This window comes from Massiliimicrobium timonense, assembly GCF_042850985.1.
In the GTDB taxonomy this organism is placed as follows: domain Bacteria; phylum Bacillota_I; class Bacilli_A; order Erysipelotrichales; family Coprobacillaceae; genus Allocoprobacillus.
The window spans coordinates 919,899-939,931 of sequence record NZ_AP031415.1; the positions used below are offsets into that span (position 1 = coordinate 919,899).

Below are 20,033 nucleotides of genomic sequence, written 5' to 3' on the forward strand. Positions count from 1 at the left end.
CAATAATAAAAACGGAGGTATAAAAATGTATAAAGAAGTTTCTCAACAGTTAATGTCTTTTATTCAACAAAGTCCAACAGCTTTCCATGCTGTAGATACAATGAAAAAAATGTTGAATGAAGCAGGATATCAAGAATTATCAGAAAGTCAAAAATGGTCTATGGCAAAAGGTGGAAAATATTATGTGACACGTAATCAGTCAAGTTTAATTGCTTTTCATATTGGTGAAAAATTAGATCATTATAATTTTCAGATTGTGGCATCACATAGTGATTCACCTACTTTTAAATTAAAAGAAAAGGCAGAGATGGAAGTGAAAAACCATTATCTGATGTTGAATACAGAAGGATATGGTGGAATGATCTGTTCATCATGGTTTGATCGACCATTATCGATTGCCGGTCGTGTGATGATTAAACAAAATAACACTTATCAGACACGTTTATTAAGTTTTGATCGTGATCTGGTTTTGATTCCCCATTTGGCTATACATATGAATCGTACAGTTAATGAAGGATATGCCTATAATAAACAAATTGATATGTTGCCTCTTTTTGCTGGAAAGCAAGGTCAAATAGGTGATTTGAAAAAAATGATTGCAAAAGAATTACAAGTAGATGAAGAAGCTATCTATGGCAGTGATCTTTACTTATATAATCGCACTGCACCATCTTTATGGGGTGCTCATGAAGAATTTATTTCTGCCCCTCGATTAGATGATTTACAATGTGCCTATACATCTTTACAAGGATTTTTACAAGGATCACATCCTCAATCTATTCAGGTTTTTGCTTGTTTTGATAACGAAGAAGTGGGTTCAGGAACAAAACAAGGTGCTGCCTCAACATTTTTGTATGATACTTTATATCGCATTCATCATCATCTTTTCCAAGACAGTGAAGATTTCTATCGTGCTTTAGCTAATAGTTTTATGTTAAGTGGAGATAATGCACATGCTGTACACCCTCATCATGTTGAAAAGACAGATCAAGATAATTGCGTGTATATGAATCAGGGAGTTGTCGTCAAATCTCATGCCGGACAAAAATATACAAGTGATGGTTTAAGTATTGCGGTGATCAAGGGATTATGTCAAAAAGCCAATGTTTCATTACAGTTCTTTGCGAATCGTTCTGATACTGTAGGTGGTAGTACTTTAGGAAATATTGCCATGTCACAAGTATCTATGAATTGTGTGGATATTGGTTTACCACAATTAGCGATGCACTCAGCTTATGAAACAGCAGGGGTTCAAGATTCTTATGATATGATTCAGTTAACAAAAGCATTTTTTAATAGTCATATTCAGGTATTAAGTGATGGAAATATTTTAATAGAAGGTGATTAAATAATGTTTAAGCGTATATTTAAATTTGGATTTTATTCTATTTTTTCATTTTTCATAGTGACATGTCTGGCTTCTATTTTACCATTAGAGAAACAACAAAAGATTTTACGTATGCCTTTTGAACAAAACAAAAAAGATCCTTACTCAAAAAAGTAAGGATTTTTTATTGAATAGATATTTTATGAGTGATGATTAAAGCTAAGGGTATAATGAATACGATATAAATAAAGATACATATCAGGCCTAAGATATTATCAAATGTCAGAGAAGATGAAGGTGAGAACAGAAAAATAATCTTTTGAATGATATGGAAATAAAGCCATGAAATGGCTAGGAAAAATATGATTTGTACAAATCTTTTTAAAAAAGTATTCATAAAATCCTCCTCCTATCTTTATACTAGCATACATCCATAAAATAAAAAAGGCTTTGCAGCCTTTTAATAATAACAAACAACAGGAATATTCACTTTCAGTTGACTATATAATGAAGCAGCAACATTCAATGGTAAGTTGATACAACCATGAGAACCATGTGTTTTATAACGGTCGCCACCAAAAGAAGATTGCCATGTTGCATCATGTAAACCTATTCCACCATTAAACGCCATCCAATAAGCGACAGGTGTTTCATATTCTGGTTTTCCATCAGCTTGAATCTGCCCTCTTAATACACGATTACGTTGCATAAAATAAACATAATAAGTTCCACCAGGAGTGATACGATCAGGTGTAGGTAATCCTGTAACACAGTCAGATTCTAAAACAACATTACCATTTTTGATAAACCACATATGTTGTTTTGTCATGTCAATTTCCACAAAAGTATTACCTAAACCACCATTACTATAAGAAGCCTGTACACCAGTTACAGAAGGACTTCTTGTTTCTTTTTTATGTGCTTTAATATCACTTAATAAACCAGTGACTTCTTTACTTTGATTTAATTTATAACCATAATTACCACCAGATACAGTTCTTGTGCCATTGGCTCCTTTAAATGTTTTTGATTTTCCAATAATATTAATTTTAGGAGCTAAAGTATCTTTTACAAAAGCTGTTGCCTGTTTCTTAAATTCATCCTCATCATAATAATAATTTCCTTTTTCATCAATAGATAACCATTGAATCAAATCATTACCATCTAACACAACATTACCAGAAACAGTTTTATAAGTAATTTTCGCATCACAATATTCTTTAGCAAGTTTCTCTAAATTTGTAATGATTTTATCTTGAGATGTCAGTTTTGGTTCTTTATAAATATGTTGTTCTTTTAAATGAATCGTATCTTGACGTGTCTGAAATGCCTTTTCTACAGCGTCAATCAATTGTTCATTTTGAATAGTTGTTCCAAAAACTTCAGGTGTAATCACAAATTGTTCATCTTTATACTCTACTTTTGCATCCACTGGTGCAATTTGTTCATCTTGTACATGTTTTAAAGATGTCACAGCTTTTTCTAATTGTTTTTGATCTGTGATTAATAAATCATTTAAATTGATATCTGTAGATTGAAAGAAATGTGTAAACCATAAAAAAGGATTCTGTTTATCCATTTCCTTTTGAATGCTGTTATTAGGATTAAAAGTGATACCACTTTGATCTTGTTTTAAAGTTTCTTTTTGATTATCAACAAAAGTCAATGATAATGTCTGATTTGTCAGTGCATCTTCAAGTGTATCACTGGCTTGTTTGTAAGTCATTCCTGAAACATCAATATCATTAATAGCTGTACGACTCATAAATTTGTCATGATAATAGAAACATCCAAAAAGATAAACAACAATAATGAGTGCCCCTAAAATAAGCAGTGCTTTCAAAACATGATCTTTTCTTATGCGAACCTTTTTTCTTGTCTGTTTTTCTTGCTTTTTTGTTTCCTCCATATAACATACCCCTCATTTTTAAACTTCATTTAGAAGTATAGGTATTTTTACCATAAAAGTCAAGTTATCCAACATTTTATATGCTTGAAATCAATTTTTTTATATGATTTTTCATAAATATATTGACCTTCGTGTGACTCTAAGGTTTACAATGTAAGCGAGGAAGGTGGAAAAGATGAAAATTAAGGAAGTAGAAAAGCAATTATCTATCAGTTCACATGCTTTACGTTATTATGAAAAAATGCATTTGATTCATCCTCATAGAGATGAAAATGGTTATCGTGATTACAATATGCAGGATATAGATAGACTGAAAAAAATCCGTTTTTTAAGAGAATTAGAAATTCCGATTGAGGATATTGCAGCTATTTTAGACCAATCAACAAATTTTCAGACAGTTTTAGAACATCATATTCAAAAGTTAGATACAAAAATTGCTTCTTTACAATATATCCAACAGATATGTCAAGAGTTTCAAGATAAAGGTATTCCTGTTTTAGATGTTTTAACACAGGAGCAGTTACAGGAACAGGAACATATTGATAAGACATTGGTCAAGCAAGGTCTAAAAAAATTAGGGGATTATTTACGTAGTCAACATACGACTGTCATAGGAACAAGAATCCAGATTGCTGATTATCTGACAGGTTTACTTATCATGATTGCTTTGTCTATAGGTTTAGGTTTTGTTTTTGGAGATGTTTTACCTCGCATGATTGGCTGGGTAAATTCACAATATCATCTGTCTTTATTGACAGGGTATTCACCTCATTTAAAGATGGTTGTATTGATGACGATTATCAGTTTGATTTTGATACTTTCATTGTATCACATCGCTATAACAAAACAGGATTATATTGAATTGACGGATCAGGGAATACAAATTTGTTCTCGTCAATTTCAAAGTCGCTATTCCATTCTTATAGGATTCTTATTGAAACAAAGTGAGCGTAGAAATCAACATTATCAATGGCAACAATTAAAAAATGTTTCTATTGATATCGTTATATCGACTATGACACAAAGATATGGTTTATCTAAGATCTATTTACCACGTTTTACCTTTACATTTGATGATGGACAAGTTTATACAATAAAATCAGGATTGGCATTTGATGAAAACAGCAAAATGGCTTATCAAATCATCAAAGCTAAACATATTCCCATCACTGGAGATGATTATACAATAGGTTTTTATAAGCAAGATGAAATGAGTGGGTTTGAATATTTTGAAAAACGTTATGCTTTGAATACACCTCGCAAAAAATGATTGTGCATATAATTTGAAATCTTTAGATTTTGGGGTATACTAGAGATGGAAGGTGATAAAAAATGGTTAATATGCAAAAAGTTGCTGTTATTGGATGTGGATTTGTTGGAGCTACATCTGCATTTAGTTTGATTCAGACAGGTTTATTTTCTGAAATGGTATTGATTGATGCAAATACGCAAAAAGCTGAAGGTGAAGCTATGGATTTGAGTCATGGAAGTGCTTATTTGACACCAATGAATATTTATGCTGGAACATATGATGATATTGTTGATGCGGGATTAATTGTCATTACCGCAGGAGCTAATCAAAAACCAGATGAAACAAGATTGGATTTAGTGAAAAAGAATGTTCAAATCTTTAAAAGTATTATTCCTGAAATTAAAGAAAGAAATTGTGAAGGAATTTTATTGATTGTTTCTAATCCTGTTGATATTTTAACTGAGGTGGCATTGAAATTATCAGGATTCCCTGCTCATCGTGTTATTGGTTCAGGAACAGTTCTTGATACAGCGAGATTGAAATATGTTTTAGGTAAACATTTACAAGTCGATCCTCGAGATATTCATGCTTATATTATTGGTGAGCATGGGGACAGTGAACTGGTTGTCTGGTCAGGGGCACAGGTTGCAGGTATTCACATTAATCATTTCTGTGAATTGCGTGGTCATTTTAATCATGAAGAATCTATGGAAAGACTGGCTCAAGAAGTTCGTGATAGTGCTTATGAAATTATTAAAAGAAAAGGTGCAACTTACTATGGTGTAGCAGTAGCTGTCAAACGTATTGCAACAGCAATTGTGAAAGATGAACATGCTGTTTTACCAATTTCAAGTTTAATGCAGGGAGAATTTGGATTAAATGATATTTGTCTAAGTATTCCAACTGTCATTGGACAAAATGGTGTTGAAAAAGTTGTAGATATTTACTTGAATAATGATGAAAATGAAAAATTACAAACAAGTGCTAAAGCTTTAAAAGATGTTTTAGATGGTTTGGATTTATAAATGAAAAACTCTGTAAGGTGGATTACTTTACAGAGTTTTTTGATATCTTCATAGCCGCCATATCATTCGCTTTTTGTAAGCTTTCTTCCCAGATAACGCCTTGAATACGATAAGCCATAATAGCACCCAAATGGGTATCACCAGCACCATTGGTATTAAAGACGGGAACTTTTTGAGTTGGAATATAAAAGTTTTGTGTTTGATTATAGAAATAACATCCCTCCTGACCAAGTGTAACAATTATTGGTTGTTGTGTCTTTGTATAAAGTATCTTACAGGCATTTTCTAAGTCATTTTGATGGGTATAGGTAAGGATTTCCTGCTTGTTGAGATGTAAAATGGGATGAAGGGAAAGAATGTTATGCATGGCTTGTTGAGGGATTTTGAAAAGACGAGGTCCGGGAGCAAAATATAAAGTATGATGAGGATATTGTTTTAAAAACTGATAAATCACTTGTTTGTGATCTTCTTCAATATCTAATCCACAAATATAAATAGCTTGATATAAAGACATATCTAATTGTGTGAACCACTCCTTATGAAAAACATATTCAGCACCATGTTCACAAAGAAAAGTACGTTCTCCCTGCTTATCTACCACACAATAACAACATCCATTCTTTTGTGATGTTTCAATCAAAACAGGAACATGATTTTTTTGAAACTGTGCTTTGACAAAATCACCATAGAATCCTTTGCCGATAGGTGAAAAAAGAGTGTAAGGAAGTTGTAATTGTCTAAATACAGTACTCACATTCCAGGCACATCCACCCATTGTCATTTCTTGTTTTATAATATTTTCATCGCCTGTGATTTGGGGAAATTGTTGAACATAGATATTGACATCACAGACACTTGAACCAATGATTAATGTCGATTTCATAATGTTTCTCCTTTTTTTGATGATTTTTCATGATTATAACAGATGTTTGTATATTTAGAAAAGCATTAGTGCTAAAATAGTGAGGGGGAGGAAAGTTTATGGAAGATACAAATACAATGATAGAGGGTTCAATAGCAAAGAAAATTATTTATTTTGCGATTCCTTTATTTTTAGGAAACTTATTTCAACAGTTATATAATACTGCAGATTCTTTAATCGTGGGTAATTTTTTAGGGTCAAGTGCCTTAGCAGCAGTCGCTTCTTCTGGTAATTTGATTTTTTTACTTGTTGGATTCTTTAATGGTCTTTCAGTAGGGGCAGGTGTTGTCATTGCACGTTTTTTTGGTGCGCATGATCATCGCCGTGTTCGTTTATCCATTCATACGACTGTTGCCTTAGGAATTATCTGTGGACTTGTTTTGACTGGGGTAGGGGTGATTTTTGCACCTAAGATACTTGTTTTAATGGGAACACCACAAGATGTTTTACCTGATTCTATTATTTATTTTCGTATTTATTTTATGGGTTCACTAGCTTTTGTTTTATATAATGCTTTTACCGGTATTTTACAGGCACTGGGAGATAGTAAACATCCTTTATATTATTTGATTATTTCTTCAGTGATTAACGTTGTTTTGGATATTGTATTGATTACTGTTTTTCATATGGGTGTAGATGGAGCTGCGATAGCGACTGTTATATCACAAGTTGTCAGTGCTGTTTTATGCTTTTTATATCTTTTAAAACATCCATCTTATCCACTCGTAATCAAAGACATTCGTTTCGATATACCCATGTTGAAACAAGTTATTCAAAATGGATTACCAGCAGGAATTCAAAATTCCATTATTGCGTTAGCTAATGTGGTTGTTCAAAGCTATATTAACAGTTTTGGAAAAATGGCAGTGGCAGGATGTGGAGCATATTCTAAAATTGAAGGATTTGGTTTTTTACCAATTACATGCTTTGCCTTAGCCATGACGACCTTTGTATCACAGAATATGGGGGCCAAAAAATATGATCGTGTGAAAAAAGGAACACGCTTTGGGATTATATGTTCATTAATACTTGCTCAAATCATCGGGATTGTGATTTTTATAGCAGCACCATTTTTAATCAGTTTATTTGATTCTACGGTGGATGTTGTGGGATTTGGAACAGCGCAAGCTAGAACAGTGACATTATTTTATTTTTTATTAGCTTTTTCACATTGTATTGCAGGTATTTTACGAGGGGCAGGAAAATCAATGGTACCAATGCTTGTCATGATGGTTTTCTGGTGTATTGTGCGTGTTTTATATATGAGCATTGCTTTATATTTTATTCATGATATTCATCTTGTCTTTTGGGCATATCCTATCACATGGACATGTAGTTCGATTGTTTTTCTATGGTTTTATCTTTTTTCTTCGTGGTTACCTGATCATCAGTCAAAACCTTTTTGATAATTTGTTAAAATATGGAAAATTAACGATAAGTGGCGAAAATAAGCCACTTTTTTATTATAAAAAATCAAAAAATAAATCATGTTTTTTCTATACATCATCTTCTAAATAGTATATAATGGTGGTATGAAGTGTTAAAAAATGTATAGAAATGTATAAAAGTGGGTGATTTTGAAGTGTTCATAGGTGAATATAGGCACAATATAGATGCTAAAGGACGTTTGAGTATTCCAGCCAAAATGCGTCTTGAATGTGGTGAAAAAGTCTATGTCACTCGTGGTAATGAAGGTTGTCTGGCTGTTTATACTGTTGAAGGGTGGCAAACATATTATCAATCACTCATGAAATTACCAAAAACAAAGAAAAAAAACAGAATATTTATTCGTTTGGTCACTTCCAGAGCAACGGAATGTGAATTTGACAAATTAGGACGTATTAATATTCCTCAGGTTTTAAGAAATGAAGGTCAGCTTCAAAAAGAATGCGTGATTGTAGGGGCAGGAGATCACATTGAATTATGGGATAGCCAAATGTGGGATTGCTTCTATGATGACAATATGGATCAGTTTGATGACATTTCAGAAAATATTGATGATTTAGATTAGGAGGACGTTATGTTTCATCATATCAGTGTATTACTTCAAGAAACAATTGATGGTTTAAATATCAAAGAAGATGGAATCTATGTAGACTGTACACTGGGTGGTGGTGGACATAGTCAGGAGATTCTCAAACGTTTAACGACAGGACATCTGTATTGTTTTGATCAAGACCAAACGGCTATAGCGGCGGCTCAAGAACGTCTGGCACAGATTTCTGATCGTTTTACTATTATTTATGCCAATTTTAAAAATTTAAAAGAAGAACTGACAAAACGTGGTGTCAGCCACGTGGATGGATTTGTTTTTGATTTGGGTGTATCTTCGCCACAGTTTGATGATGGTGAACGTGGTTTTAGTTATAACTACGATGCTCGTTTAGATATGCGAATGGACCAAAATCAAAAAATCAGTGCCTATGAACTGGTCAACCAGGCACCAGTGTCAGATTTAATCACATGGTTATATAAATATTCTGATGAAAAGTTTGCTAAACAGATTGCCAGAGCGATTGCTCGTCATCGTGAACAAAAACCTATCGAAACGACTTTTGAGCTTGTCGATATTATTAAAGAAGCAATACCAGCTCCAGCCAGAAGAAAAGGGGGACATCCAGCCAAGCGAACTTTTCAGGCTTTAAGGATTGCAGTTAATGACGAACTAAATGTTTTTGAACAGGCTTTAAATGATGCTTTGACACTTTTAAATGTTCATGGGCGTATTGCAGTGATTACTTTTCATTCTTTGGAAGATAAGATTTGTAAATATACTTTTCAAGAAGTAACGAAACAACCGGAGTTACCAAGAGGAATGCCGGTTGTTCCAGAATATTTAAAACCTCAATTTAAAAAAATAACAAAGAAACCAATTGTAGCAAGCGATGAAGAATTATTAGAAAATCATCGCTCACATTCAGCAAAATTAAGAATTATAGAAAGGATATATGAAGATGAGAAATAAGAAAAGAGAACCAAGATTTTTAAGATTTTCAAAACGTTTATTAGTGATGAGTTTTATTGTTTTTGTTGTGGGAATTGTTGCTTTAAATTCTTATGAATCAACAATCAATGTTGCATGTAATAAATTAGAAAAAGACATTAAGACAATTGAATCAGATATTGACGGGTTAGATATGAAAAAATTAGAATTGGCATCTTTTTCTCGTCTGGAATCAGTTGCTCAAGCGAAGGGATATACATATAAACAAAATACTGCCACAGCTGCCGTTGTAGGAGTTCCTGAAGAATAATGGCAATGAAAAAAAATAATAATCAAAGTGCTAAAATTGTTTATTGCATTATTATGGTGGTTATTGTTTGTATGGTATGCAATGTCATTTATCTGGGAGCTACTGGTAAACATTTTGTCAGTGGAAATGATATTGAAGAATATGCTGAAAGTCGTGGTGAAAGTAAGACAGATATTTTATCTGCCAAACGTGGAACGATTTATTCAAGTGATAATGAAGTCATTGCGGGTGATATGAAAACATATAAGCTTTATGCTATTTTATCAAAAACCCACTTAACTTTGGATAAAAAGCCAGATTATGTTGTTGATCCTGAAGCAACGGCAAAAGCATTAGCACCAATTATTGGAATGGATGAAGAAGATATTTTGAAGCAATTAAAGAAAGACACTTATCAAGTTGAATTTGGAAGTTATGGAAATAATCTTTCTTCACTCGTTAAAGATCAAATTGATGCTTTAAAATTACCGGGTCTGGAGTTTGATGAAATTACAACAAGAAATTATCGTTATGGTGATTTTGCTTCTTATGAGGTTGGATATGCTCAAGCTGTTACAGATGAAATCAAAGGAAAAACAGTACAGACATTGGTAGGAAAAATGGGTATTGAACAAGCTTTTGATGATGAATTATCTGGGACAGATGGAGAAAGAACTTATCTCGCCGATAACAATAATAATGTTTTGCCTAATGGGATTTTAAGTGAAACTGCACCCGTTGCTGGAAATGATGTTTATTTAACGATTGATACAGATGTTCAAACAGAATTAGATATGCAGATGGAAAAGATGATTGAAGAATTAAAACCAGAAAAAGCAACATGTGGTATCATGGATGCCAAGACAGGGAAATTGTTGGCGATTTCTAATTATCCATCTTTTGATCCTAATGAACGTGATATTAAAAATTATGTGGATTTATTTTTAAATGAACCAGTAGAACCGGGATCAGTTTTTAAATCATTTGTTTATGGAAATGCGATTAATGATCAAAAATTAGATGTTGATGATACATATCAATCTGGAAAGTTTCATTATAAAGTCAATGGGAAAACGGTTGCTACAATTAATGACCATAATAGTGGTCGTGGTTGGGGAACAATAAGTTATAAAAAAGGATTTTATTATTCAAGTAATACAGGAATTTGTCATATCTTGAGTGAAAAAACAGATAAACAATCTTTACTTCAAGATTATGAAGATTTAGGATTCTTTAAAGAAAGCAGTATTGATGGCTTAACTTCAGCGGCTGGTTTTGCAGGATATAAGCGTGAAGGTGAAAGAACTCTAGAATATTTAACAACAGGATTTGGTCAAGGTTCTACATTTACTGCTTTACAATTGATTCGTGCTTATAGTGCTTTTGCGAATGATGGAAAAATGGTAGAGCCATATCTGGTTGAAAAAGTTGTCAATAGTGATAGTCAAGAAACACTTTATGAAGCCAAAACACAGTATTCTAAACAGATTTATTCAGTAGATACAGTCAAACAAGTTCGAGAATTGTTGAAAGGTGTTATTAATGAAGAAGGAAGTACCGGATACAATTATCGCATGGATGATGTGAGTTTGATTGGAAAAACGGGAACAGGGCAGGTAGCTTCTGAGTCAGGTGGATATCGTAGTGGTTATTATACACATAGTTTTGTAGGAATGGCACCTTATGATGATCCTCAAGTGATTTTAGTTATGTGGTATCAGGGAAGTTCATCAAGTACGACATCTGCCGCAAAGGTTGTACAGGGAGGTATTCGTGCAGCTTTGAATAAATTAAATACACAGCCATCACAAGTTGTGGAAACATCAACATTTGTTTTAGATAATTATATGAATCAAAGTGTTGATTACGCTAAAGAAGTTCTTTCTAATCATCAGCTTTCATCGCTTGTCATTGGAGATGGTGATATTGTCATGAGTCAATATCCAAAAGCTCAAACTGAAGTTTCATCGAAATCTCGTGTATTTTTACAGACGAATGGAACGAATATAACCATGCCTTCGATGACGGGCTGGTCACGAAAGGAAGCAGAAGCCTTTGGTACGATGGCTCATGTGGATATTGAGTTTAAAGGCGAAGGTACAATTTATAAACAGAGTGTAACGAAAGGAACAAAACTCAAATCAAATCAAAAAATTACAGTGACTGCAAAATAGGAACTTTTGAAGTTCCTATTTTCATATTTTATAAAAGAAATCATACAATATGATGGTGATAAAAATGATTTTTTCTCGTATGATCAAAAAGATTCAATGGGTTAATATTGTCATGACCATCATTATTTTATGCATTGTACTGCGTTTAGGATATAGTCAATTTTTTGCTTATCAGGAATTAAGCTTAAAAGCAACAGAATCATGGCAACGTAGCTTTCCATTAGAAGCATCACGTGGAAAAATCTATGATTCTCAACATGTCACTTTAGTTGATAATTTAACAACATCTTCGTTAATTGTTGTACCAAGCCAAATTCATGATCCAATTCATACAGCTTATGAATTATCACGTATTTTAAAATGTGATGAGCAGACATTACTGCAAAAAATTCAAAAAAAGGTTTCTGTAGAAAGAATTCAACCTGAAGGCAGACAGTTAGATGAAAATAAAGCTTATCAAATTGATCGTTTAAAATTACCGGGTGTATATCTTGTACAAGATACATTGCGTTATTATCCTTTTCAAAATTATCTGGCTCAAACATTGGGATTTGTTGGGATAGATAATCAAGGACTGGTAGGATTAGAACGACAATATGATCAATATCTTTCTGGAGTCAATGGCAGCATTCATTATTATATGAATGCTAAAGGACAAAATTTAAATATTTATCCAGCCCAATATGAATATCCTACTGCAGGAATGGATATAGAATTAACGATTGATACACGTGTTCAGGATGTTGTAGAAAGAGAATTGAATAATGCCTATGCAACTTATGATCCTGATTCTATTTTATGTCTGGCAATGGACCCTCGTAATGGAAAAATACTGGCTATATGTTCCAAACCAGATTTTGATCCTAATGACTATCAAAATGCTGATAGTGAAATCTATAATCGTAATTTACCCATATGGAAGTCATATGAACCAGGTTCAACCTTTAAAATTATCACTTTCAGTAGTGCCTTGAATGAAAATCTATTTGATATGGATAAGGATACTTACTATGATAAAGGGTATGAAATTGTTGGTGGAGCAAGAATTAAATCATGGAAAAAAGGAGGACATGGCTTACAGACTTTTCGTGAAGTATTACAAAATTCATCGAATCCCGGTTTTGTGGAGATTGGTCGCAGGTTAGGGAAAGAACGTTTATATCAGTATATACAAGATTTTGGTTTAACGAAGAAAACAGGTGTCGATATGATGGGAGAATCAAGTGGTATCATGTTTGCTTATGATAAGTTCAATGAAGTAGAACAGGCAACAGTGGCTTTTGGTCAAGGAATATCTGTCACACCGATTCAACTGGTAAGAGCTGTCTGTGCCTGTGTCAATGGAGGAAAGCTTTATCAGCCCTATATTGTCAATAAAATATATAATAGCAAAACACATGAAGTGATCAGTGAAACAAAACCAAAAATGATAAAACAGGTGATTACAGCACAAACATCTGCCAAAGTCAGAGATGCCTTAGAAGGTGTTGTGACAGATGGTGGGGGTAAAAATGCCTATATTGATGGTTATCGTATTGGTGGAAAAACGGGAACAGCTCAACGTGCCATCAATGGAACATATGCAGGGAATGGATATATTTTATCTTTTTTGGGTGTTGCTTCGATTGATAATCCTCAGATTGTTTTGTATCTCGCTATGGATAATCCCAAAAAATGTGTTCAATATGGTGGGACAACAGCTGCTCCTATTGCCAGAAAGATTTTTATGGATGTTTTACCTGCTTTAGAAATACCAAAAGTAACGAAACAGAGGGAAAAAGCCTATGTCTGGACAGATGTTCCTGCCTATGATGTAGAAAATTATATTGGTAAGAAAAAATCTGAAGTCCAAAATGAAAATTATGGTTTTGAGTTTTTGGGAGAAGGAGAATATGTGATTGATCAATTGCCACGTGTAGGTGAACAAATAGAACAAGGTCAAAAAGTCAAGATTATGTTAGGCAATAAACAGGATATACGATAAGAAGAAAACACGTCTGATGATAGCTTGTTGAAGAAGAATATGTTATAATAAAACATTGATTGGAGGAATCATAATGCTTATACAGGAAAGAGAAATCAGACGTGTTGTTAAGGATGAAAAGGAATATCGTTATGGACGTTTTATGGATATACGAGATGTCTTGGAAAGAATGACAATTTCTTTTGATGAAGGCAATCATTGTTATAGAATGAATGCTAGAATGTCAATTCGTGATGAGAAATTCATTGTTTCTATGAAAATATCTGAGGATGGGGAGATTATTCAATCACATTGTAGTTGTTCATTAAAAGGACAATGTCGTCATATTGCAGCTATTTTATTCTTTTTAAAGACATTGACGGTGACATCTTTTCCTTATTTTTATGAAAAAGATGATCAATGGAATAAACAACAACAATTAGCGAAAATAGAAAAACAAAGACAAGAACGAATATTACAAAAAAAGCAACAGGAATCAATGGATTTAATTCATTTATATAAAGAACAGTTATTAAGAGAATCTTTTGTTCCTTTGATTTCAAAACAATATCAAATTAAAGCTTTTGTACAACAAAAAAAAGATCATTTATGGATTGCTTTTAAGATTTTAGCACCTCATCAAAGCTATATTATTAAAAATATTGAATCTTTTTTAAAAGCCATTGATCATCATGAAAATGTCCAATATAGTAAAAATTTTGGTTTTATTCATAGTTTAGAAGCTTTTGATGAAGACTCAAGAGAAATTATCGCATTGATGAAAAAATGTTTTTTAAACAATCAATATCTCCAACAAGGAATCATTAAGACACTAATGTTAAATGATGAACTGGATGAATTTTATCAAATCATGAGTGTTTTACCATCTTCTTATTGTGATATCGCCTTTGATAAGAAAAATATACAGATTCCTCTGGAAATAAGCTTAAAAGAAGAAAGTTATGTCTTAGATTTTTCTGATTATCATCAATTTGAATATGTTTTGATGACTTCTCATTATATTTATCGTTTAGAAAACGATGTTTTATATCGTTATGATTTTCATGCACCCCAACAGGCACTCACTTTTATTCAAAAATGGATGGAAACCAAAGGTGGTTTCTATATCCCACAATCATCTTTGATGGATTTTTATAAATACGTACTTTATGATTTAAATGATGATATTCTTTTAGATACACATCTTTTTGATACTTATCATCAAGAAGATATGATTAATCTTTATGCAGATATGACCAAAGATGATCAAATCTGTATACAGCTGGAATATATATATGATGATCATATGAGTTATGGTTTTGATGAACACAATACTCATAAATCGAAACAAGCTGATTTAATCGAAGACTATTTACGTCCTTATATTGAAGATATTGATGACCACATGGTTTATTTACAATATGACCATGATTTTACTTATCAGTTTTTAAAGGAGAGTCTGCCTTATCTTTCCCATTATTGTCAGGTTTTTGTTAGTGATGCTTTAAATAGCTTTTCACAGGCTAAACCCGTTGATATACGTGTCGGTGTTCATCTGCAAAATGGTTTACTTTCGATTGATATTCAAAGTGTTCATGTCCAAAAAGAAGAACTGATGGATATATTAAAAGCTTATAAGAAAAAAAGAAAATTTTATAAATTAAAAAATGGACAGATTCTTTCATTGGATAATCAGGAATTACAGGATTTAGACCATCTAACAGACACATTATCATTACCAGTGCAGGATATTGTGCGTGGAGAGGTTCAAATCCCAACTTATCGTTTATTTGAAATTGATCAGATGATGCAAGATGATACATCTTTGCATTATCAAAGAAGTGAAGAATTAAAGAAATGGATAGAAGATTTTCAGACAAAGGAACATGAATTTGATGTGCCTGAACATTATCAACCGATTTTAAGGGATTATCAAAAGAAAGGATATCAATGGTTAAGGTTGATGGAACATTATCATTTTGGAGGTATTTTAGCGGATGATATGGGGTTAGGGAAAACTTTACAGATGATTACTTATTTTGATAGCTTAAATGGACAGGGAACACATTTGGTTATTGCTCCAGCGAGTTTAATTTTAAACTGGCAGGATGAATTGATGAAGTTTTCAAATGATTTAAACGTTCTTTGTGTTTATGGAAATAAAGAAGAAAGAGAAGAACATTTAAAAAATCAAGGACAATATGATGTTTTGATTACATCTTATGATTATTTAAGAAGGGATATTGAATGGTATGAAAAATTGTCTTTTCATACAGTTGTGATTGATGAAGCCCAGAATATTAAAAACCCTAAAACGAGAAATGCGATATGTGTAAAGCGTTTAAAAGCTAAACAGCGTTTTGCTTTAACGGGAACACCGATTGAAAACTCATTAGCTGAATTATGGTCTATCTTTGATTTCTTGATGCCTTATTATCTTTATCATTACAGTTATTTCTTAGAACAATTTGAACGTCCTATTGTTAAAGAACATAATGAACAAAAACAAGAACGTTTAAAACAAATGATTACACCTTTTGTTTTAAGAAGAAATAAAAAAGATGTCTTATATGAGTTACCAGAAAAGATTGAACAAACTTTATATATGCATTTGAGTGAGGAAGAAGAAAAATTATATCTTGCTAATTTAGTTCAAGTGAATCAATCTCTCCAACAAAAGCTAGATGTTCAAAAATTAGGACATATTGATATTTTAGCTATGTTGACACGTTTAAGACAATTATGCCAAGATTCGCGTTTATTATATCCAGAGTTTCAAGGGCCTTCGTCAAAGCTGAAAGGATGTATGGAATTGATTCATTCATTAAAAGATAATCATAAGAAAATATTATTGTTTTCTTCATTTACATCTTTATTACATTTAATTGAAGAACAATGTCAAAAAGAACATGTGAGTTATTATCTTTTAGATGGTTCAACACCTAAGGAAAAGCGTAAAAAGATGGTCGATAAGTTTCAAAATGATGATACAACCTTGTTTTTGATTTCTTTAAAAGCGGGTGGTTCAGGTTTGAATCTGACCAGTGCACAGGCTGTTATACATTATGATCCATGGTGGAATATGTCAGCAAAGAATCAGGCAACAGATCGTGCTCATCGTATTGGACAACAGGAAACCGTACAAGTCTTTTCTTTGATTATGAAAAATACGATTGAAGAAAAAATCATGGAATTACAGATGCAAAAGAAAAACTTAGCCGATACTTTTGTAGAGGGCAATGAAGGAAGTATTACAAGCATGAGTCTAGAAGATATGAAATCTTTATTTGAGATCTCTTAGTGAGATCTATTTTTGTGCAAAAAATGCCCAATTTTGGGCAAAAAACGTGTAGAAATGTGTCGAATTTTGTAGAAAAATATACAATATTTAGGCAAATATGCATTTGATTTTGTCATAGAAGGTGAACATAACAGATTCATCTTGTGTTTTTTAAAGAAAATGCATTTCATATATTTATATGGGAGGGATGAAGGCATGAAGATTATCTATGATGAAAATGAACATATGAATCATCATGAATTAAAACTCGTGTATCATCCCAAAAATAAAAAATTGGCACAATTACTATTAAAACAATTTACAGAAAATTTAGGAGAAGTAGAACTCTATGATGAATATCATAATAAATACTATATCCCTCTTTTAGCTATTTATTATTTTGAGATGGTTGATCAGAAATTTTATGCTTATACTGAAAAAGATGTTTATCGTATTTCCTGTATGAAAATGGAACTTTTAAAAAAACGGTGCAGGATTATGGATTTTATCAAATTAATGTCCGTACATTGGTAAATATAAAACATGTTAAAACATATAAAATACAAAGAGGGAGTCGGCGAAGAATTGTTTTAGATAATGACGATATTTTGATTTCCAGTCGACATTATAAACCAGAATTTGATCGACTCGCAGATCATTTAAAAATAGAAAAAATTCATATTTAAAAAGAACGAAAGAAAACTCCTTCGTTCTTTTTTGATGCATCATATATAAATACATATGTAAGAAGCCAAGTTCTTTTAGGCTAAGTCACAATATGATTTATATCTTCTATTCATTTCTATGAGTTGCTGATGAGAAAAATCCCTTTCTTTTATATTTTTGAGTTCATTTTCATATAGAAATGAATAGGTGTTCTTTAAAGACAAGTTCATTATAACGAATCTTTTAATAAAAAACGATGTTAAATGAAAAAAAGACAAGAAAAGAGTAATCATTTTACCGATTCGTCAAAAAATATAAATAAAAAAAATTACAGTTTTGTCAAACTGTAAGATTTCTTGTTATTATTGGTCTAAATCCTTAATACCATAAAATTCATCTTTCTTTTCTACGTTTTCACAAATATAATCTAAAGAAGCTTTATAAAAACGTGAAAAACGAATAAGCTTAGGAACTGAAGGTGTTCTTTGATCAGATTCATACTGAGAAACAATAGGTTTAGACATTTTTAATGCTTCCGCAACTTGTTTTTGTGATAATCCTGCTTCTTTTCTTAACGTTTTTAATCTTTGCCCAATACTCATGCTTTCACCACCTTACAAATATTATACACTATGAAGATTTGCTTTAGGGAAATTGATAAGAATTTACAATCTTTTCCAATCATTTGTTATTCGACATATTTCCAAAAATTGGCATAAAAGTGACCAAAAACGGGAGAAAAGTGGACTGATAACAAACTGCAAATTGACTACAATAAAAATATAATCATAATAAGATAAGGGAGAGGAAACTATGAATGTTGCAGTATGTGATGATCAACTTGATTATTTGAATTTAATTCAAAAGAAAATCATTGAATGTTTTCATGAACCAGAGATGGAATTGAATGTGTATACTTTTTCAACTATTCAAGATATGCTCAATAGTACAAGGTTTCGTTGTTATGAATTTGCTTTTATTGAAATGAAAGTGGAAAATGATCGAGGTATTGAAGCAGCTTATAGATTGAGAAAGCTGAATCGTGCCTGTCAGGTCGTATTTATTAGTGATCAGTATTATCATATTCATGAAGCATTTGCAGTAAAGGCAAGAGAATATTTATTGAAACCGATTGATACAAAACAATTTCAAAGTGTTTTTGATTATTTGATGGACTGGTATTTACATCAAAATGTAAAGTTTGTGATTCCGATTAGGGAATTAGGACGTAAACGTATTTTTAATGTAGATGAAATCAAATATTTTGAAACTTACTATAATGATTTGGAAATTGTGACTGTTGATGATCAGCATTTCATGGCTCATGTCAAGAATCGTTATAAGCTAAGACCAGTATTAAAATCAAGATGGTTTATGCAAGTTAATCAAAGTGTTCTGGTGAATATGAAATGTATTGATTTTTTAACGGATCGTAATGTTATTTTGAAATCAAGAGAAGTTTTTCCAACAAGTCGTAAAACATTATTTCAAAATCATCTTTTATTTGAGAAATTTTTAAAGGAACAAGAAGAAAAAGAATTATTAAAGAATGGGGAGAGTAAAAATTGAGAATTGCAGTTGTAGATGATGAAGAATTATATCTTCAGGATGTCTGTTTAAAGATAGAAAAATTGAAACAATCATATGATGAAATTGTTGATATTGAAGTAGATACATTTCATCAAGGAAAAGATTTTTTAAAGGCATTTCGTTTAAAGCCTTATGATCTTGTTTATTTAGATATTGAATTATCTGATATTAATGGTGTTCATTTAGCTCATCAGATTCACCTTCAAAGTCTTTCAACAATGATTATCTTTATGACGAGTCATATGAACTATTTCCATCAGTCCTATGTTGTAAATGCTTTTCAATATCTAACCAAACCATTAAAAGAACCATTATTTTCATATGAATTAAAAAGAGCTATAAAACATTATAAATATATGAATAAAGCTTTTGTATTTCCAACTTCACAAGGAAAGATTGTCTTTCGTTTATCAGAGATTATTTATTTTGAAACAGCTTATAAAAGCTATAAAATACATACAACAAGAGGTGTTTATTATGGTTCTTTAAAAGCTGCCTATGGACTAAGAAAAGCTTTATTAGATTATAACTTTGTGAAAATACAAAGAAGTTTTATTGTTAATATGGAACACATTATCAAAGTAGAAAACATCTTATTGTATATGTCAGATGATAGTTTATTGATTGTTTCCAAGAAACGCTATAAAGAATTCAAAAAAATATTCTATAGATTCCTGGAGAATAAAAAATAA

Annotated in this window: 18 protein-coding genes; 15 read left to right on the forward strand and 3 right to left on the reverse strand. The window is 31.8% G+C overall.

Annotated elements, in window-relative coordinates:
• Positions 1–25: 25 nt before the first annotated feature.
• Together ACGHJ8_RS04820 and ACGHJ8_RS04825 are read left to right on the forward strand one after the other, a co-directional pair.
• A complete protein-coding gene (locus tag ACGHJ8_RS04820; RefSeq protein ID WP_211965034.1) occupies positions 26–1,348 on the forward strand; it encodes a M18 family aminopeptidase in 1,323 nt (440 codons plus the stop codon).
• A 3-nt stretch (positions 1,349–1,351) separates the two neighbouring features.
• Positions 1,352–1,504 (forward strand): hypothetical protein, encoded by a 153-nt coding sequence (locus ACGHJ8_RS04825; protein ID WP_162607611.1) that lies wholly within the window; start codon positions 1,352–1,354, stop codon positions 1,502–1,504.
• A gap of 283 nt (positions 1,505–1,787) precedes the next feature.
• Here the strand turns inward: ACGHJ8_RS04825 and ACGHJ8_RS04830 are convergent, their stop codons facing one another.
• Complete coding sequence (locus ACGHJ8_RS04830; protein WP_205089795.1) at positions 1,788–3,236, reverse strand: L,D-transpeptidase family protein; 1,449 nt, start codon at positions 3,234–3,236, stop codon at positions 1,788–1,790.
• A 175-nt stretch (positions 3,237–3,411) separates the two neighbouring features.
• Here ACGHJ8_RS04830 and ACGHJ8_RS04835 point away from each other — a divergent pair, with 175 nt between their 5' ends.
• Both ACGHJ8_RS04835 and ACGHJ8_RS04840 read left to right on the forward strand, forming a co-directional pair.
• Positions 3,412–4,506 (forward strand): MerR family transcriptional regulator, encoded by a 1,095-nt coding sequence (locus ACGHJ8_RS04835; protein WP_390541998.1) that lies wholly within the window; start codon positions 3,412–3,414, stop codon positions 4,504–4,506.
• Between the two features lie 62 nt (positions 4,507–4,568).
• Entirely contained in the window at positions 4,569–5,513 is a 945-nt protein-coding gene (locus ACGHJ8_RS04840) for an L-lactate dehydrogenase (protein ID WP_087356940.1), read from the forward strand.
• Between the two features lie 22 nt (positions 5,514–5,535).
• On the opposite strand, the gene ACGHJ8_RS04845 is transcribed toward ACGHJ8_RS04840, so the two are convergent.
• Positions 5,536–6,396 (reverse strand): PfkB family carbohydrate kinase, encoded by an 861-nt coding sequence (locus ACGHJ8_RS04845; RefSeq protein ID WP_390542001.1) that lies wholly within the window; start codon positions 6,394–6,396, stop codon positions 5,536–5,538.
• 98 nt (positions 6,397–6,494) lie between these two features.
• Between ACGHJ8_RS04845 and ACGHJ8_RS04850 the strand changes: the two genes are divergently transcribed.
• From ACGHJ8_RS04850 to ACGHJ8_RS04890, 9 genes are all read left to right on the forward strand, one after another.
• Positions 6,495–7,841 carry an MATE family efflux transporter gene (locus ACGHJ8_RS04850; RefSeq protein ID WP_390542003.1) on the forward strand — a complete coding sequence of 449 codons (1,347 nt, stop codon included), beginning with the start codon at positions 6,495–6,497 and terminating at the stop codon, positions 7,839–7,841.
• A gap of 176 nt (positions 7,842–8,017) precedes the next feature.
• Entirely contained in the window at positions 8,018–8,446 is a 429-nt protein-coding gene (gene mraZ, locus ACGHJ8_RS04855; protein ID WP_390542005.1) for a division/cell wall cluster transcriptional repressor MraZ, read from the forward strand.
• A gap of 9 nt (positions 8,447–8,455) precedes the next feature.
• Positions 8,456–9,400, forward strand: a complete 945-nt coding sequence (gene rsmH, locus ACGHJ8_RS04860) for a 16S rRNA (cytosine(1402)-N(4))-methyltransferase RsmH (RefSeq protein ID WP_390542007.1) — start codon at positions 8,456–8,458, stop codon at positions 9,398–9,400.
• Positions 9,390–9,689 carry a hypothetical protein gene (locus tag ACGHJ8_RS04865; RefSeq protein ID WP_087356945.1) on the forward strand — a complete coding sequence of 100 codons (300 nt, stop codon included), beginning with the start codon at positions 9,390–9,392 and terminating at the stop codon, positions 9,687–9,689. The genes rsmH and ACGHJ8_RS04865 overlap by 11 nt, the downstream gene beginning before the upstream one ends.
• Positions 9,689–11,842 (forward strand): penicillin-binding protein, encoded by a 2,154-nt coding sequence (locus tag ACGHJ8_RS04870; protein WP_211965025.1) that lies wholly within the window; start codon positions 9,689–9,691, stop codon positions 11,840–11,842. The genes ACGHJ8_RS04865 and ACGHJ8_RS04870 overlap by 1 nt, the downstream gene beginning before the upstream one ends.
• 64 nt (positions 11,843–11,906) lie before the next feature.
• Positions 11,907–13,826, forward strand: a complete 1,920-nt coding sequence (locus ACGHJ8_RS04875) for a penicillin-binding transpeptidase domain-containing protein (RefSeq protein WP_390542417.1) — start codon at positions 11,907–11,909, stop codon at positions 13,824–13,826.
• Between the two features lie 73 nt (positions 13,827–13,899).
• Entirely contained in the window at positions 13,900–17,106 is a 3,207-nt protein-coding gene (locus ACGHJ8_RS04880) for an SNF2-related protein (protein WP_390542010.1), read from the forward strand.
• A gap of 195 nt (positions 17,107–17,301) precedes the next feature.
• Positions 17,302–17,619, forward strand: coding sequence for a hypothetical protein (locus ACGHJ8_RS04885; RefSeq protein WP_390542012.1), 318 nt, complete (start codon positions 17,302–17,304; stop codon positions 17,617–17,619).
• Positions 17,574–17,771: a LytTR family transcriptional regulator DNA-binding domain-containing protein gene (locus ACGHJ8_RS04890; RefSeq protein ID WP_390542014.1), complete on the forward strand. Its 198-nt coding sequence runs from the start codon at positions 17,574–17,576 to the stop codon at positions 17,769–17,771. The genes ACGHJ8_RS04885 and ACGHJ8_RS04890 overlap by 46 nt, the downstream gene beginning before the upstream one ends.
• 342 nt (positions 17,772–18,113) lie before the next feature.
• Here ACGHJ8_RS04890 and ACGHJ8_RS04895 read toward each other — a convergent pair whose 3' ends face one another.
• Positions 18,114–18,353, reverse strand: coding sequence for a helix-turn-helix domain-containing protein (locus ACGHJ8_RS04895; RefSeq protein WP_087356950.1), 240 nt, complete (start codon positions 18,351–18,353; stop codon positions 18,114–18,116).
• A 211-nt stretch (positions 18,354–18,564) separates the two neighbouring features.
• On the opposite strand from ACGHJ8_RS04895, the gene ACGHJ8_RS04900 reads away from it, so the two are divergent.
• On the forward strand, positions 18,565–19,320 hold the full coding sequence (locus tag ACGHJ8_RS04900; RefSeq protein ID WP_211965023.1) for a LytTR family DNA-binding domain-containing protein: 756 nt from the start codon (positions 18,565–18,567) through the stop codon (positions 19,318–19,320).
• Complete coding sequence (locus ACGHJ8_RS04905) at positions 19,317–20,033, forward strand: LytR/AlgR family response regulator transcription factor (protein WP_390542016.1); 717 nt, start codon at positions 19,317–19,319, stop codon at positions 20,031–20,033. The genes ACGHJ8_RS04900 and ACGHJ8_RS04905 overlap by 4 nt, the downstream gene beginning before the upstream one ends.